11 protein-coding genes are annotated in these 15,988 nt (G+C 71.8%); 5 read left to right on the top strand and 6 right to left on the bottom strand.

Annotation, left to right across the window (positions count from 1 at the left end; genetic code table 11):
- Positions 1-1,192 precede the first annotated feature (1,192 nt).
- From WME98_RS51580 to WME98_RS51570, 3 genes are all read right to left on the bottom strand, one after another.
- Positions 1,193-2,302, bottom strand: coding sequence for a hypothetical protein (locus WME98_RS51580; protein WP_437948940.1), 1,110 nt, complete (start codon positions 2,300-2,302; stop codon positions 1,193-1,195).
- A 139-nt stretch (positions 2,303-2,441) separates the two neighbouring features.
- Positions 2,442-3,254, bottom strand: coding sequence for a hypothetical protein (locus WME98_RS51575; protein WP_437948939.1), 813 nt, complete (start codon positions 3,252-3,254; stop codon positions 2,442-2,444).
- Positions 3,255-3,547: 293 nt separating this feature from the next.
- A complete protein-coding gene (locus tag WME98_RS51570; RefSeq protein ID WP_437948938.1) occupies positions 3,548-4,564 on the bottom strand; it encodes a leucine-rich repeat domain-containing protein in 1,017 nt (338 codons plus the stop codon).
- Positions 4,565-5,420: 856 nt separating this feature from the next.
- On the opposite strand from WME98_RS51570, the gene WME98_RS51565 reads away from it, so the two are divergent.
- Together WME98_RS51565 and WME98_RS51560 are read left to right on the top strand one after the other, a co-directional pair.
- Positions 5,421-6,338, top strand: a complete 918-nt coding sequence (locus tag WME98_RS51565) for a hypothetical protein (protein ID WP_437948937.1) — start codon at positions 5,421-5,423, stop codon at positions 6,336-6,338.
- Between the two features lie 241 nt (positions 6,339-6,579).
- On the top strand, positions 6,580-6,921 hold the full coding sequence (locus WME98_RS51560; RefSeq protein WP_437948936.1) for a hypothetical protein: 342 nt from the start codon (positions 6,580-6,582) through the stop codon (positions 6,919-6,921).
- Here WME98_RS51560 and WME98_RS51555 read toward each other — a convergent pair.
- Positions 6,903-7,919, bottom strand: coding sequence for a hypothetical protein (locus WME98_RS51555; RefSeq protein WP_437948935.1), 1,017 nt, complete (start codon positions 7,917-7,919; stop codon positions 6,903-6,905). The genes WME98_RS51560 and WME98_RS51555 overlap by 19 nt on opposite strands.
- Before the next feature lie 407 nt (positions 7,920-8,326).
- On the opposite strand from WME98_RS51555, the gene WME98_RS51550 reads away from it, so the two are divergent.
- Positions 8,327-8,584 carry a hypothetical protein gene (locus tag WME98_RS51550; protein ID WP_437948934.1) on the top strand — a complete coding sequence of 86 codons (258 nt, stop codon included), beginning with the start codon at positions 8,327-8,329 and terminating at the stop codon, positions 8,582-8,584.
- A gap of 172 nt (positions 8,585-8,756) precedes the next feature.
- Here WME98_RS51550 and WME98_RS51545 read toward each other — a convergent pair whose 3' ends face one another.
- Positions 8,757-9,647, bottom strand: coding sequence for a hypothetical protein (locus WME98_RS51545; protein ID WP_437948933.1), 891 nt, complete (start codon positions 9,645-9,647; stop codon positions 8,757-8,759).
- Positions 9,648-10,000: 353 nt separating this feature from the next.
- Here WME98_RS51545 and WME98_RS51540 point away from each other — a divergent pair, with 353 nt between their 5' ends.
- Both WME98_RS51540 and WME98_RS51535 read left to right on the top strand, forming a co-directional pair.
- Positions 10,001-11,506 (top strand): sigma 54-interacting transcriptional regulator, encoded by a 1,506-nt coding sequence (locus WME98_RS51540; RefSeq protein ID WP_437948932.1) that lies wholly within the window; start codon positions 10,001-10,003, stop codon positions 11,504-11,506.
- Between the two features lie 76 nt (positions 11,507-11,582).
- Positions 11,583-15,440 (top strand): serine/threonine-protein kinase, encoded by a 3,858-nt coding sequence (locus tag WME98_RS51535; protein WP_437948931.1) that lies wholly within the window; start codon positions 11,583-11,585, stop codon positions 15,438-15,440.
- On the opposite strand, the gene WME98_RS51530 is transcribed toward WME98_RS51535, so the two are convergent.
- On the bottom strand, positions 15,437-15,982 hold the full coding sequence (locus WME98_RS51530; RefSeq protein WP_437948930.1) for a hypothetical protein: 546 nt from the start codon (positions 15,980-15,982) through the stop codon (positions 15,437-15,439). The two genes, WME98_RS51535 and WME98_RS51530, sit on opposite strands and share 4 nt — an antisense overlap.
- Positions 15,983-15,988: the final 6 nt, after the last annotated feature.

Here is a 15,988-nt window from a genome sequence, read left to right as displayed (position 1 = left end):
TGAGCTTCCTCCGTGAAGGCGATCTCCTCGTCGAGCCCGTCGTGCCCGTCGGGCTCAATAGGTTCTACGACGCAGCCGGCGAGCGCCGTACTTAGGAGGAGCGCAGAGGCGAGAACGCGAATGTTGAGCATGTTTCTCTCCGTTGTGCATATCTCCCTTCGCGAAGGGGTATGCGGCGTATGGATGGATATTGCCTGGTGGATTCTCCCACCGCCGATGAGCACGTGGAGCTCCGTACGGTGGTTGTCGGGCTGGTGCGGCAGTGTGCCAACCGTTGCCCGACCGACCGTCGACATGATGCGATCCGTTCACCCCACCGACTCGAGTATGCCATCCAGGCGCGGAATGACTCTGCGAAGCTCGTGCCATGTCGAACGTATGGCCGTGGCCAGCCGTCGCCGCGCTCGCCGCCGCTACGGCTGGGCCCGCATGGCATGGCCGCGCTAGCCGCGGTCGTGACGGCGCGTGGCGGTGCGGGCGCTGAGATCGTGCGAGCGTTCCGAGGGGGCCCGCCGGCCGTGGCGGCCGCGCCTGCTCCGGCATCGACGATCCAGCCGACGACGGTGCCCGTGGCCGCTGAGTGAGCGCCGGGCGCCGGGCGGTCCGTCGCGCTCGTTCCCCGGGCCTGGGCCCGCGGCTTTGGCCCGACGCGATTCCGTCTCCACGTTGGCGGAGGCGCTCGCGGTAACTGCTGACGGGGCCGGGGCAGCGAGGCCTTGCGTCCCCAGGTGAAACGTTGCGTCACTTGGTGACGCACAGCGAAGCGGCGCGGGCAGGCCTGGGAGCGCCGGCCGCCGGCTCTCCGGCGGTTCTGGCGACGCAGCGCTTCCTGGGGAGACGCTCCGCCTCGTTGAGGGGGCCATGGCGCCGACGGGAGGGCCTCGGCGAGCTTGCGCTCGAGCGCCCCGGCACCGACGTGCCCGAGCTCGGCCACATGCGCCGCGACGGCGTCCGCTCGCCCCCCCGACTCGCCCCCCCGAGACGCCGCCAAAGAGCACCTTGGACACCTTGGGCAACCAGTACTACAGTCGCAGTTCGCTGCCTGGCGAACCGGCGCGACCATCCAAGCCTCGGTAAGTCCGACGTCGGGCTCGGCGGGACGGTGGGCACCCGGGCTCTGCTGCTCGCGCCAGATTCGCGCGGACCCCGCATGGAACGAGACGGCCGGCCCGGAGCGTGTGCGACTGTAGTACTAGGCCTGGCAGCAGAACGTCGACGGGGCGACCGGCAGCAGCTCGCCGAGCGGCTCACCGCCGCTCGGGGCGCAAGCGCCGGGATCCACGGCGACGACCTCCGCCGACTTGCTGCCGAGGCCGACGCCCGGCGGCGTGACCCCGCAGAACGGCGCCATAGAGCTGACGAGGTTCGCCGCGACCTGCTCGGCGCACGCGCCGTCGCTGTAGACCGAGGCCATGATCGTGCACGACGCGCCCTCCGGCGCCCCGCAGCCGCACTCGGAGCAGCCGCGCGTGTCCTCGGCGCCGCCGAAGAAAACGTGCCGGTCGAGGTACGGCTCCCCGCAGGTGACCTCGCCCTCGTGGAAGATGCACGTCAGGAAGCCGCCGGGCGGCGCGGCCCCGGGCTGCCCCGGCGACGGCATGCAGGTGTCCCGGTCGCCCGGGCACTCGGTGTAGGCGCCGGGCAGGCAGGCGAGCGCCCGGGTCTGCCACGGATCCTCGCGCGCCGGCGGCGGCGGCTCGTCCACCCTGGGCGTGCACGCGGCGGTCACCAGCACGGTTGGCGCATCGACCGAGAGCGACTGCACGCACGGCTGTCCGCCGCAGCCCTGGCCCGCGGGGATCGCGTTCGCGGCGGTGCAGGCGCCGTCCCACCCATCGGGGGCCGCGAAGGCGGTCTCGACGCTGCCGGGGACGTCGCCGGCACACGTCGCCGCGTGCGCCGACCAGCCCAGCGGGAGCTGGCACGAGGCGGACGCCGGGGGATCGCAGAGGCAGGCCGCGCAGGCGAGCGGCGCCGGCGCCAGGTCGGCGAAGCCCTGGTAACCGACGTTCGGCGCCTCGGCGGGGCAGCCGGGCGCCTGGTCCGGGGGGCCGTACCAGAGGAGCGCCGGGCCGAACCAGCCGAGGGGCGCCGGCGGGACGCAGTCGCCGGCGCAGGCGCTCTCGTCGCCGCCGGCCCCGCCGCCGCCGCCCTCGCCGCCGGCCCCGCCGCCGCCTTCCTCGGGCCACGGGCAGCCAGGGTGACCGTACTCCTGGGGCTGACAGGGACCGGTGACGATCGCGTCGCCGGAGCAGCCCACCCACGAGAACACGCCCACGAACAACCAGGGGAATACGCGCATGCCGGACAAGCTACCTGACGGTGCTCCACGCTGACAACGTACATCGATGATGAAATCGTCGGCTTCATGGCTCATTGCGGGCTCCATTTGAAAATTATCGTGGTGAGTATCGAAAGATTCCGTGGTCCTTCGAGCTCGCTCAGTAGGTTGCAGTGACACCGAATCCCAGCGCGGCGCCGATCGGGGGTGACGACCAGCTGAGGGGTGGAGGCGGTTCACTTCCATCTCTCTGGCGCCGAAGGACCGCGTCCGCGACGATCCAGACAGCTTCGGCGTAAGCGGACACGGACCACCGGTCCGAGACGGGCCACGCGCTGCCGAACCGTGAGCCGATGCCGAGCAGTGGCTGAGTGGGGGAGAGGACGTTCCACGGATCTCGAGGGACGAACCGGACCACGCCGGCTGTCACAACGCCGCAAGCGAACAGGGTTCGACCGCGATGACAGGCCAGGGCAGCCGCCGTGAAGGCCCGCTTGCCGAGGGCCATGGCTTCCACCTCCTGCGCCAGGGAGACGAGCCCGCGCCCCTCGACCGCGATCGACCAGTCGGGCCGGCGAACGCCGAAGGACAGCGTCATGCCCGCCGCGGGCCCCGGCGTGATCCCGAGGCCCAGGACGGCCCCGAGCCGCGCTTCGATCTGCAGCCGCTCGACCGCGGCCGGTGCCGCGTCCGGGTGCGAGCGTGCCGGCGGCAGCTCGGGCCGGGGACGCGGCGCTGGCGAAGCGCGCTGCGCCTGCGGAGGCGGCGGCGAGGCGGCGGGGTAGGCGGGATCGAACCGATCCAGGCTCTCGTACGCCGCGAGCAGGACTTCCTGGGCGAGATCGTCGACGTCGGGCTCGGCGACCCCCAGGAGCCGGAGCGAGCGGGGAAGGAGCTCCATCGCGGCGGCGTGAACGGAATTCCAGCTGGGAGCGCGGGAGGGGTCGTCGGTCGGGGAAAGGAGTGTGCTCATGCCCAGATTTGCGGGGAGCCCACGGGGGTCGTTCGGAAATCGACCGTCGCCAACGCCGGCGCGGCGGTCGTGGTACCCTCCGCCGCAGGCCCGTGAGGCTCCTGGGGAGGGCGGCGGACACACCGTGGGGCGGGGCGGTGGAGGCGCCGGGGAGCCCGCGCCGGGGGAGCCCGCGCCGGGGGAGCCCGCGCCGGGGGAGCCGGGCCCTCAGGAGGGTGTCGAGCGTCCGCCCGGCCCGCGGGCGAACGCCGCCCGCGCCCGGCGGCGTCGACCCCGGCCAGCGCTGCGCGGGGTCACCGGCAGTCCACGTGAACGTCCGCGCCGCGCTCCTCGAGCGCGCGGATGTTGCTCGCCTGGGCGGCGCAGTCGATCGGGTTTTGGGAGAGCTCCACGGACCATTCTTTGCTGATATTCGGGTTGGCGGCGAGGGGCGACAGGTAGGAGATCGCGTTGTCGTAGAGATCCATGACGGCCAGCCGAGAGAGGGTCGAGAGCGGAGACAGATCGGAGATGCGGTTGCCCCCGAGGTACATCGTGCGCAGGCTGGTCATGGTCGACAGGGCCGAAATGTCGCTGAGCCCCGCGTCGGTCGCATAGAGCTCGCGGAGCTTCGACAGGCCGGACAGCGGCGCGAGCGTCGAGAGCGGCAGGCCGCTCATGCCCAGGATCTCGAGCTCGATCAGCGCGCCGAGCGGGCCGATGTCGCTGATCGGGTTCAGGCCGATGCCCAGGAAACGCAGGTTCGTCAGCGAGCCGAGGGCGGTGATGTCCGAGATGGCGTTGACCTCCAGGTTCAGCACCTCCAGCTGGACGAGCGAGGACAGCGGCGTGATGTCTGCGATGGAGTTCCCCGTCATATCCAGGAAGCGCAGCTCTGCGAGCGAGGACAGCGGCGTGAGATCGGCCACGTGGTTATAGCCGAGGTGCAGCCCCACGAGGGACCTGACGCACTCGAGTCCGGAGAGCGACTGGACCCCGCTCTCGGTGGCGAGGACCTCGAGGGACGCGACGTCGGCGGGGAGGAGCGGACCCGAGGGCTTCCCCACGGCCTCGCGCACCGCCGCCTCGAGCGCCGGGTCGGCGAGATCGAGCGGTCCGGAGCAGGCGTCGCTGCCGCCGTGGCCGCCGGTGTCGCCGCCGGCGCCTGCCCCCGGGTCGGTCGACCCGCCCACGCCGTCCCCCGTCGTGACGCCGGGGGAGCCGCCCGATCCGGTTGCGCTGGGCAGCGGATCGACGACGACCCGTCCGCACCCGATACCCGCCGCTCCTGCCAGCAGGGCGACCCCAAACCATCGGCTGGCGCTGCCCATGTTGCGCATATGCTCTCGTGGTGTGAGAAAGCCGGACAGGGCGCCTTCCCCTCGGAAACGAAGCGCCGGCAAGCGATCTGCGCGGGTCTCATCGCACGGAGATGCAAGAAACGCCTGGCGCCGTCGTGCTCGGAGGAGCGCTGGGCCCTGCGCGCCGGAGAGCGCTCGACGCGCGAGCGCTCTCGTGCCGTGCGCCCCCCGGGACCGGAACAGGTGCGGTCGGGGTAGCCGAGCGTTCCCTCCGGAACCGGAAGCGGTGCGATCGGGGTAGCTGAGGGTAGCTGAGCATTCCCTCCGGAACCGGAAGCGGTGCGATCGGGGTAGCCGAGCATTCCCTCCCGGACCGGAAGCGGTGCGATCGGGGTAGCCGAGCATTCCCTCCCGGACCGGAAGCGGTGCGATCGGGGTAGCCGAGCATTCCCTCCCGGACCGGAAACGGTGCGTTCGGGATTGCTGAGCATTCCCTCCGGAACCGGAAGCGGTGCGTTCGGGATTGCTGAGCATTCCCTCCGGAACCGGAAGCGGTGCGTCCGGGATTGCTGAGCATTCCCCCCGGACCGGAACCGGTCCCCGGGCATGGCTGGGCTACCCTCCGGGACCGGAGACGGTCCCGCCCCGCCAGCTGAGCTGCCCATGCGCAAGATCACGACGCCAGGCCCCCTGTCGTCGCATTCTTGCCAGCTCCGTTGGCGCATGGAGACGGGTGCTTACCCCTGGCCGGCACGTCCGGTGCGCACCGGACGCTCACAGCACGTCCAGCGCCGGGGGGCAGGGAGCATGGCGTTCGTGTCCCTCCGCCGTCCGGCGAGGGACTTCAACGAGAGGTGTTCCCCTCATGGCCAAAAGTTCCACTCCGGTGACCAAGAAGAAGCCCGCTCCCAGGAAGCCCGCGGCCCCGCCGCAGGCGGCGGCCGCGTACGACAGGGCGCTCCCCGAGATCGAGGCGCTGAGCCCGGACCAGCTCATCGCCATCAAGCTCGATATCCCCCGCGCCGTCTCCCAGGTGCTCGGCGTGCTGCCGGGCCTCCTCGCGCTGCGCCCCGCCATCGCGGAAGCGCTGCCCAAGCACGATATCGCGCGGCTCGACCGGCTCGAGACCTACGCGCTCGCCGCCTGGTATGCGCACCTCCTGTGGCTGTCCACCGGAGCCGCCGAGAGCGAGCTGAAGCCGCTGCTCGCCGAGGCGGTCCCGCTGCGCGAGAACCTGCTGGGCGACGCCGAGGCGCTCGCGCGCCGCGGCCTGCTCGACGCGGCCGCGGTCGCCGAGATACGCGCAGGGCAAGGGCATATCGATACGGCGAACGACCTCGTCGCGCTCTCGGCGCTGTTCAGCGGGAACTGGCGCGAGATCTCCGGCAAGACGGCGGCGACCGAGGCGGAGGTGAAGCGCGCCGGCGAGATCGGGCCGCAGCTGCTCGCCGCCCTCGGCATCAGGGCGCACGGCAAGGGACCCGGGCCGACCGAGGCCGCGGACCAGCGGGCGCGCGCCTTCGCGCTGCTCGTTCATGCCTACGACCAGATCCGCCGCGCCGTCGCGTACCTGCGCTGGAACGAGGGGGACGCCGAGACGATCGCTCCGTCGATCTACAAGAGCCGCGGCGGCCGCGCGACGGGGGCGAGCGACGTGGCGCCCGAGCCCGACGATGCCGAGGACGCCGCCGCGCCGGCCAGCCCCGACGCGCCCCCGCCGGTCGGCGGGACAGCGCCCATCGCCGTATCGCCCGGCCCGGGGCCGCAGGCGCTGCCGGGGGCCGCTCCCGCGAGCGCGCCGTAAGCGCCCGGCCAAGGGCACCTGCAGCTGCGCGACACGAACACGGCCCTTTCGCGCGGCTCGCGAGCGCGCTGCGCGAGTCGTACGGCCGAAGGTGCCAGAGGGTCTCGACGCATGGGTGGCCATTGTCCTGGCCGAACCGCAGCGCCCCAGCACATATGCCCTGAAGGACGAGCGTGCATGTCAGCAGGCCAGCCTTCGCACCTGCCCACGCTGACCGTCGCCGCGCCAGTGGGTCCCTGTGGTGTGCATCGATCGCGATGACCGTCGCCGCGGCGGCGGTCCCTGGGATGGGCAGTCCGAAGACGTCACGCGGCAGATGCAGCTCGCGAACGCGCGGTTCCTGCGCGACGAGCTCGCGAACGACACCTGGGGCGTGAGCCCGATCATGGTGCAGGGCTATAACGCCGAGACGGCGCCGGCGTATCATGGGCGCGCACGCATCCTCACGCCGTTTGGCCGCGACCGGCAGGCGTTTCTCTCCTCCGTGCGGATTCGGATGCGCTGCTCGCCCGCGCTCGGTAGCCGGCGTGCGCCCGCGCCGCGCTGGGGGCCGCGGGCGCGCCGTCAGAACGTGCACGCTTGAAGGGGAGGAACGCCGCCGAGGTACGCGTTGATGCCCGTGCTGATGGCCTGCTGCCGCTGCTGGCAAGTCCCATGCGTGTTGATATCGAACCACGGGTGCCCCGTGCCTTCTGCAACCTTGCAGGCGGCGGCGAGGGTCCCCATCACGTCTGCATCGTTGGCCCTCCCGTTGCAGAGGAGCCAGCCGATGAAATAACCCGAGTAGCAGTCCGCGCCCAGCTCTCTGGCGATCATCGCGGGCGAGATCGCTCCGAACTCCTGCTGGATGTTGTGCCCCACCTCGTGCCCCAGGAACCACGCCGGCGCGAGCATCGTGCCCGTCGACTCCAGGAACCATTGGAGTATCGATGGATCGTAATAAACGTACCCGCGGCCTCCCTGCCTGTAGTCGAGGGCCAGCGCGTTGCTCGCGCAGCTCGGCAGATCGACGCCGCACGCACACGCCTGAACCTCGCTCTCCCACATCATGTTCAGGTCGGCCATGATGCCCAGCGTCGAAGGTCCAGGCGCTCCGCATGAAAACGGGGGCTCGTTCACAGGAGCGATGTTGGCGGGCCTCCCTTCGCACGTCGTCGGTCCCTCGCCCCCGGCTCCGGTGCTCCCGGCACCGGTGCTCCCGGCACCCCCGTCGCCGCAGTGGCAGACGGTCCTCCAGGCGACACCCGCTCCGCAGGAGCGCCCACACGACTGGAACTCGTGCTGGCCCGAGGCGCAGGCCGGTGCGTTCGTGACCGTGCCTTCCTGGATCACCGGGGGCAAGCTGCCGCAGTTGCACGCCACGTCGACCGCTCCACACTCGAGCTGCCCTGTCCCGCTGGTCTCCCCTGGCTCGACACATTCACCGAGCTCGCACACCCGGTCTCCCTTGCAGTCGTTGTCGGAGCCGCAGGTGTCGCCGTAAGGCTCGTAGCATCCAGGAGACAGCATCGCTGTCAGGATCGAGGAGCAGCAAAGTACAATGCGGTTCTTGCACGCGCTCATCGGCGCTCGACTCTTCATGACAAACCTCCTGAACAGGGGCTCCGCGCGTCCCTTCTGGCTCGGCTGGACACGGTCGGCGAGGGTGCAGCAGGGCGAGGCCCGCCGCCGCTCTGCTTCCGATCCGGAGAGCTGAGGCGCCGTCCGCGCGGTCCGCAGACGACCTGCATGGGCCGGATGGCGCCATACCGCGCCGTCCTCATCTGCAAAGGATGTGCAACGGGAATGCCAGCCTCCAGGATCCCTCCCCACGTTCGTCTCCGCAGCGACGATGGGCGGGGCGCCCGGGAATGACCGCAGGCGACCTCGGGCCAGCCGGCCCCGAAGGCCAGCCACGTCGACCACCGCGCATCCTGGAGAGCCATCGCACGCTGGCCGACGAGCGATGGCCGCGGCGTGACGGTCCACTGCACTGGACCGGCTGTCCATTGGGGTGGACACCCAGGGCGCCGCGCGGCGCCCGCTGCGCGGAGCTCACGCCCGAGGGCGCCGACATGCACCGGTTCGTCGTCGAGCTGAACGGCGAGGGCGCGCCTGGCCAGACGAAGTGGCGCGTGGTCCCGCCCTCGGGCGAGACGCCCGACTGGGTCACCGGACAGGGCAAGCAGGAGCTCGTCGCGCGCGCGGAGGACGGCGCCGGCCGCAATACGTTCGATGTCCGGTACGTCTTCCGGATGATCGACTGACCGCTCGGGGCGCGAGCGGCCGCGGAGCGCGCGCGTCGCGCCCGACGCCTCCGGAGAGGACGGCGGTGAGCTCGCCGGTCGTCGAGGAGTCGACCGCGCTCGAGGCCGGCCCTCGCCTGCGGGGCAGCGTCCGCTCGCGCCCGCGGGGCGCGAGCGGGCCATCTCGCGTCGGCTATTTCGTGGGTTGTGGAGTGGGCAGGTTCGACCCGCGTGAGCCTGCCGCCGCCGCTTTGGGATCACCGCTCATCGCTGGCGCCTCCAGCGGCTTTATCGCTTCGACGCACTGCTTGCGCGCGGCAGCGCACGCCTTCTTCTCATCCTCCTTGGTGGCTGCGGCCTCGCACGTCTTGAAGCGCTCGTCGCACAGCGTCTGCTGCTGCGTATTATAGGTGTTCACCTGCTTCAGCAGCTCCGCGTTCGCGAGCGCGCGCTCGGCGTCGGAGGATCTCTGCTGCGACGCGGCGATCGACTCGATCAGGCGGAGCGCGTTCGTTTGCAGCTCGACATAAGCTTGCCCGCCCTCGAAGAAATTGTTCGCGCGGGCTTCGCAGATGCGATACAGAAACTCGCGCGCGAGGAGCACCTGCTGCGTTCGGCCGCCGAGCTCGGCGACGCTCACCGCGAGCCTCGCTGCCGCGTTCAGGTTCAAGCTCCCAGACGCGGACTGACCGAGCGAATTCGAATTGCTGCGCGACGTCGACGATGCGCCGCTGGAGCTCGACTCTCGCTCGTACTTGTCGAGCGCTCTTCGGAGCTCGCCGCGCAGGCGTTCGTTCTCGTCGCTCAGCGACGCCGCCATCGTGGCGGACTGCGCGGCCGACAGCGACCCCGCGACTGAGCCTGACCCGGACGCGTCTGAATTCAACGCCACGTCCGGCATCGGCTCGGCGCAATACACCGCGTCCGACTTGTTTCTGAGGAACGCGAGCCTCAGGTCGTTCGGCGTAGAGAATGAGGTTATGGCAACCGCGTTGTCATGCTCGGTGTAGCGCACGTTGCGCTGCGGTGAGCCGCAAGCGGTCGCGGCGGCGGTCGCCGCGATCAAGAGAAAGGTCTTCTTCACGGGGTCTCCTTGGAAGGCATGCCGGTGTGCGCGCCACGTCCGCGGACGACACGCATGGCCCGGGTGGCGCGATGCCGCGCCGCTTCAATCTGCAAAGGGTCTGCAAAGGGGATGCCAGCGTCTGGCGCCGCATCCCCGAAGCCCCTCCTGGCAGCGACGATGGGCCGGGTGCCCGGCCTCCATGTCCAGGCGGATAGACTGGGGGTCTACCGGGGTGGACACTCCCCTGCCGCCGCCGTGAGCCACGCGCGGCGGGCCTGAGCCCGACCCACGCGCGTCTTCCCGGGAGCCCTAACTTTGTCTACACTCCCGCAGTTGCACCCATGGCTCCAGAACCTTCCTCGAGTCTCGAGATGGATCGCGTCCGGCGCGAGCGCGACTTCTACCGGCGGCTCCTCGAGCTCGGCACGAAGGAGGAGATCGCGCCGTTCCTCGATGAAGCGCTGGCGATCTTCGTGGGCATCGCCGGCGCTCAGCGGGGCTATCTCGAGGTGCGCGACGAGAGCGGCGGAGACAAGCCGCCGCGGTTCTGGATCGCCCGCGGGTGCACCGACGAGGACGTCGAGGTCATCCGCGCCTCCTTCTCGCGCGGCGTCATCGCGGCGGCGATCGCCACGGGAGAGACGATCGTCACCGCCTCCGCGCGAGAGGACCCGCGCTTCAGAGAGCGCAGCAGCGTGCGCCGGAACCGCCTCGAGGCCGTGCTCTGCGCGCCCATCGGGCTCGATCCCCCCTTCGGCGTCGTCTACCTCCAGGACCGCACCGAGCCAGGGCCGTTTTCCGAGGAGGATCGCCAGCACGCGGAGGTCTTCGCGCGGCACCTCTCGGCGCTCGCCGACCGGCTGCTCATCCGCCTTCGGCGCCGCAACGAGCTCGATCCCACACAGCCCTTCCGCAAGCTCCTGCGCCTCGACGGGTTCGTCGGGAGGAGCGCAGCGATCGCCAAGGTGCTTCATCAGGTCTCGCTGGCCGCGCCGCTCGACGTCGGGGTGCTGCTCACCGGGCCTTCGGGCACCGGCAAGACGCAGCTGGCGCGGCTGATCCACGCGAACAGCCCGCGCAGCGGGGCGCCGTTCGTGGAGCTGAACTGCGCAGCGCTGCCCGAAGCGCTCCTCGAGAGCGAGCTCTTCGGCGCGCTGCCCGGCGCCCACTCCACCGCCTCGCGGAAGGTCGAAGGGAAGGTCGCCGCGGCGGAGGGAGGCACGCTCTTCCTCGACGAGGTGGGGGAGCTCCAGCTCTCCGCGCAGGTCAAGCTGCTTCAGCTCCTCCAGTCGAAGGAATACTACCCTCTCGGGGGCTCGCGGCCCGTGAAGGCCAACGTGCGGGTGATCGCCGCGACCAACGCCGACCTCGTGGCGGCCGTCGCTCGCCGCGAGTTCCGCGAGGATCTGCTCTACCGCTTGCAGGTCCTCCCCATTCGCGTGCCCGCGCTCTTCGAGCGCCGGGAAGATATCCCGGAGCTCTGCGGCCATTTTTGCGCCCGCGCCTCCGAGGTCCACCGGCTCGCGCAGCTCTCCCTGTCTCGCGGCGCGCTGCGGGCGGCAGAGACGGCCGAGTGGCCTGGCAACGTGCGTCAGCTCGGGCACGCCGTCGAGGCGGCCGCGATCCGCGCGGCCGGCGAGGGCGTGGCCCAGATCGAGCGGGAGCACCTGTTCCCCGACGGCGCCGGCGCGGGCCGCTCCTCGGGCGCGGCGCCCACCTTCCAGGACGCGACGCGCCGGTTCCAGGCGGAGCTCGTGACGCAAGTATTGCTCGAGACGGGCTGGAACATCACCGAGGCGGCGAATCGGCTCGATCTCACCCGATCCCATGTCTACAACCTGATCAAGTCCTTCCGGCTGGCCAGGAACGGCCCGTGAGCGCGCGCTCCGCTCGGGTCGCGGCCGCGCGCCCCCGCGGGGTCGCGCCTCGCGAGGTGTGATAGAAGAACGGATCGTGACCACGACCCGAGCTGCCGTCGGCGCCTCGTTCTCGCCGGAGGGCACGGCGCCGACGACGACGACCGGCTCGGGCGTACGGAGCACCGGCGACGCGCGCGAGCTCCGGCCGTTCCTCGGCACCGCGCGTTTCCTGCCTCGCTCCCTGCTCGGGCGCGGCGGGATGGGCGTCGTCTATCGCGTGTTCGACGCCGAGATGGGGCGCGACGTCGCGCTGAAGACGCTGCCGACGCTCGACGCCTCGGAGCTCGTCGCGCTGAAGGAGGAGTTCCGCTCCCTCTCGGGCATCACCCACCCGAACCTCATCGAGCTCTACGAGCTGTTCGTCGACGGCCAGCAGGCCTTCTTCACGATGGAGCTGCTCGACGGCCACGATTTCGTCGCGCACGTGCGCGGCCACCGTCGCCGCGACGCCGGCCCCGCGCCCGCGCCTCGCGGGCCGTGGCTCGACCGGCTCGCCGACGCGCTCTCGCAGCTCGTTCGCGCCGTCTCGTTCCTGCACCGGGCCGGCAAGCTGCACCGCGATATCAAGCCCTCCAATGTGCGGGTCACCTCCAGCGGTCGTCTGGTGCTGCTCGATTTCGGGCTCGCGACCGCGATCACCGGGGAGGGCCAGCGCCAGGACGACGCCGGCGCGCTGGTCGGGACGCTCGAGTACATGGCGCCCGAACAGGCGTGGGGGGCGCCGCTCTCGCCTGCCGCGGACTGGTACGGGGTGGGGGTCGTCCTCTACCAGGCATTGACCGGCGAGCTGCCCTTCCGCGGCGAGCTCTCCGACATCGTCTTCGCCAAGGCGCACACCCGCGCGCCCCGCCCCGCGGCGCTGTTCGACGAGGTGCCGCCTTCGCTCGACGAGCTGGTGATGGCGATGCTGCACCCCGATCCACGCAAGCGCGCCGCGGGCAAGGACGTCCTCGGCGTCTTGCGAGGCCTGGGGGCCCCGGTCGTCGACGAGGAGGCCTCTGCCCTCGCCCGCGAGGCGCCCCTCATCGGTCGAGAGGACGAGCTCTCGACGCTGCGCTCCGCGTTCGAGCGGCTGGACGGCGGATCGCCCGTGCTGGTGCGCATCGAGGGGCCGTCGGGCATCGGCAAGACGGCGCTCGTGCGGCGCTTCGCCCACGAGCTGGAGGGCGAGCGCCGCGCGCTCGTGCTCCGGGGCCGCTGCCACCCGCAGGAGTCCGTTCCTTACAAGGCGTTCGACGGCGTGGTGGACGCCCTGAGCCGCTGGCTCATGGAGCTCTCGCCCGATCGCGCCGCGGCGCTCGCTCCCCGGACCACGGCCGAGCTCCTGCGCGTGTTTCCGGTGCTGTCGGGCGTGGAGGCGCTCGCGAAGGCTACGGAGGACGAGCAGGCGCGCGATCCGCAAGATCCGCAGGAGCTCCGCCGGCGCGCCTTCCAGGGGCTCGGAGAGCTGCTCGCCGCGGTCGCCGGCGAGCGGCCGGTCGCGCTCTGGATCGACGACATGCAGTGGGGCGACGCGGACAGCGTCCAGCTCCTCCGCGCGCTGCTGCTCGGCGTCGCCGCGCCGCTGCTCCTCCTCGTCGGCCTCCGCCGCGAGGGGCTCGAGCCAGGCCCGACCCTCCGCGAGCTGGACCGCGCGGCCGCCGCGCTCCCCGATCGAGCGTCGCACGTGCTCCGCCTCGCGCCGCTCGGCGAGGCGCCGGCCCGCGCGCTCGCGACGACCGTGCTCGGGCGCCGCGGCGCGGACGACGAGCTCGTGGCGAGCATCGCCGCAGAGTCCGCCGGGTCGCCGTTCTTCATCGGGGAGCTCGCGCGTCACGCCGCGGGTCTGCCGCACGGCGAAGCGGCCGCCGCGGTCGACGGGAGCCGCCTCTCGCTCGTGATCCAGGCCCGCATCGAGCGGCTCCGCGCCGAGGAGCGCCGCCTCCTCGAGGTCGTCTCCACGGCGGGCGGCCCCATCGATCGCAGCTTCGCGCTCAAGGTCGCGGGCCTGGGCGAGAGCGGGCGGCCTGACGCGCTCCGGCTCGGCCAGGCGTGCCTGCTGCGCACCACGGAGGTCGACGGGCGCCCCGGCGTCGAGATCTACCACGACCGCATCCGTGAGGTCCTGCTCGCGCACCTCACGCCGGAGCGGCGCCGGCGGTGTCACCGCGACCTCGCGGAGGCGCTGCGCGAGAGCCCGGCCGCGGATCCCGAGGCGCTGTTCCGGTACTACCTCGGCGCCGGCGACGCGCGCGAGGCGGCGCGCTTCGCGGTCGCCGCGGCCGACCGCGCCGCCGCGGCGCTGGCGTTCGACAGGTCGGCGGAGCTCTACAGGAAGGCGATCGACCTCGGCGCCGACGCGCTGCCGCGGTGGACGCTGCACGAGCGCCTGGCCGAGGCGCTCACGAACGCCGGGCGGGACGCGGACGCGGCGGCGAGCTTCCGGGCGGCGGCCAGCGCGCTCGCCGAGGAGGCGCCCGCGGACGGCGCCCGCAAGCTCGTGCTCCGGCGGCGCGCGGCGGAGCAATTCCTGCGCAGCGGCCACAACGACGAAGGGATGGCGATGATGCGCGCCGTGCTGGGCGAGGTGGGCGCGGCGCTGCCGGCGTCTCCTCGCCGGGCCATGCTGTCCGCCCTGGCGGGGCGCGGGCGCCTGCTGCTCCGCGGGCTCGGCTTCGAGCGGCGGAGCGCCGGCGAGACCCCCGCGGCCAAGGCGGCGCGGCTCGACGCGCTCTGGGCCGCGAGCACGAGCCTGTCGATGATGCATCACACCTACGCCGACGCGCTCAGCGTCGTGCACCTGCGCGACGCCCTGGCCTGGGGCGACCGTTCGCGCATCGTGCGCGCCCTGGGGTACGAGGCCACGTGCTGCGCGAGCGTCGGCGGCCGCTTTTTCCGGGCGCGGAGCCGCCGGCTGCTCGGCATCGTGAGGGCGCTCGCCGAGGAGACGCAGGACCCGTACGACCGCGCGTGGGCGAAGATGGCCGAGGGCACGTCCGCGTGGCTGGGCGCGCGGTGGGCGGACGCCGCGCGCCTCTGCGACGACGCCGCGGCCATTTACCGGGAGCATTGCCGCGGGGTCGCCTGGGAGCTCGCGACGACGGAGGTCTATGCGCTCTCCGCGCTGGCGCTGATGGGGCGGCTCCGCGAGCTCGCCGCGCGGCTGCCGGTCGCGTTGAGCTCGGCCGAGGTGCGGGACGACCTGTTCGCGCTGAACAGCTGCCGCCTCGGGCAGCACGCGATCCTCTGGCTCGCCCTGGATCAGCCGGGGCGCTGCCATGCGCTTGCGGCCCAGGCCAAGGCGACGTGGCCGAAGGAGGGCTTCCACATGCAGCGCTATCAGCACCTGATCGCGAGCGCGCAGGCCGACCTGTACTGCGGCGATCCGTGGGGGGCCTGGGCGCGGGTGAACGAGGCCTGGCCGAGCCTCGAGGCGGCGCAGTTCCTGCGCCTGGAGTGCCCGCGGGTCGAGCTCCGTCACCTGCGCGCGCGGGCGGCGCTCGCGGCCGCGGCGTCGTTGCGTGGCGCCCGCGCGGCGCGCGCTGCGCCGCCGGATCGCCGGTGGAGCGAGCGGCGCCTCGTGCGGGAGGCCCTCGACCAGGCCGAGCGGATCGAGCGCGACGCGCTGCCCACGGCCGCGCCGTTCGCGGCGCTGATCCGCGCGGGCGCGGCGAGCCTCCGCGGCGAGCCCGCCGCCGCGGATCGGCTCCTCGCGGAGGCCGCGCGCGGCTTCGACGGCGCCGGGATGGCGCTCTACCGCGACGTCGCGCGGCTCCAGATGGGCCGCCGCGCCCGCGCGGGGGAGGGCGCCGTCGCGTCGAGCGAGGGCGAGTCGCGCCTGCGCGAGGCGGGCGTGTGCGACGTCGTCCGCCTCGCGGAGGCGCTCGCGCCGGGAGATTTCGGCATGAGCTAGAGAAGCTGCTCTGAGATTGTGCGGTCATCGCGCCGGCGGGACGCCTGGACCATGAAGAGACTCTTGCCCTCGTGAATGCCTTCGTTCACTACTCGATATTTGAGCGTGAACCGGACTCGAGAATCGAACCCGGGACGAGCTCGAGAATCGAGTCCCAGGTGAGTACGAGATCCAGGAGCGGTTCTATTTGTTGGAATGCTGCGATGTTCGTCCTCAATGCCGATCCAGTTGCCTTCGCCGTAACCCCCAATCCTTTTGAGGTTCTCTTCGGCAAGGTCTTTCAACGATTCGACCAGCTCTTGTCGCTGCTCTTTCGTCAAGCGGTGCACCCTCGCCGGCTCGGTCCTGCTGGGGCTTAATAGCTCTACGAGGTGGATTTCGTTCGCTCTCGACCAGCGTACCTTGCCTTCCTGAGTCATACCCCAGATGTCAGGAATCGAATCAGACTCGTAATCTTTTTCTTCCACCAGGATCGAGTGCCCTGCGGCCAGGAGCTTCTCGAGTATCGTCTTGAATTCGCTTGTTACATCGGGGTTCGACATGGCTGA

It is taken from the genome of Sorangium sp. So ce296 (assembly GCF_051529605.1).
Lineage (GTDB): Bacteria > Myxococcota_A > Polyangia > Polyangiales > Polyangiaceae > Sorangium > Sorangium cellulosum_D.
The sequence above is the reverse complement of the archived record's forward strand: the minus strand, read 5'-3'. Positions and strand labels throughout refer to the sequence as shown.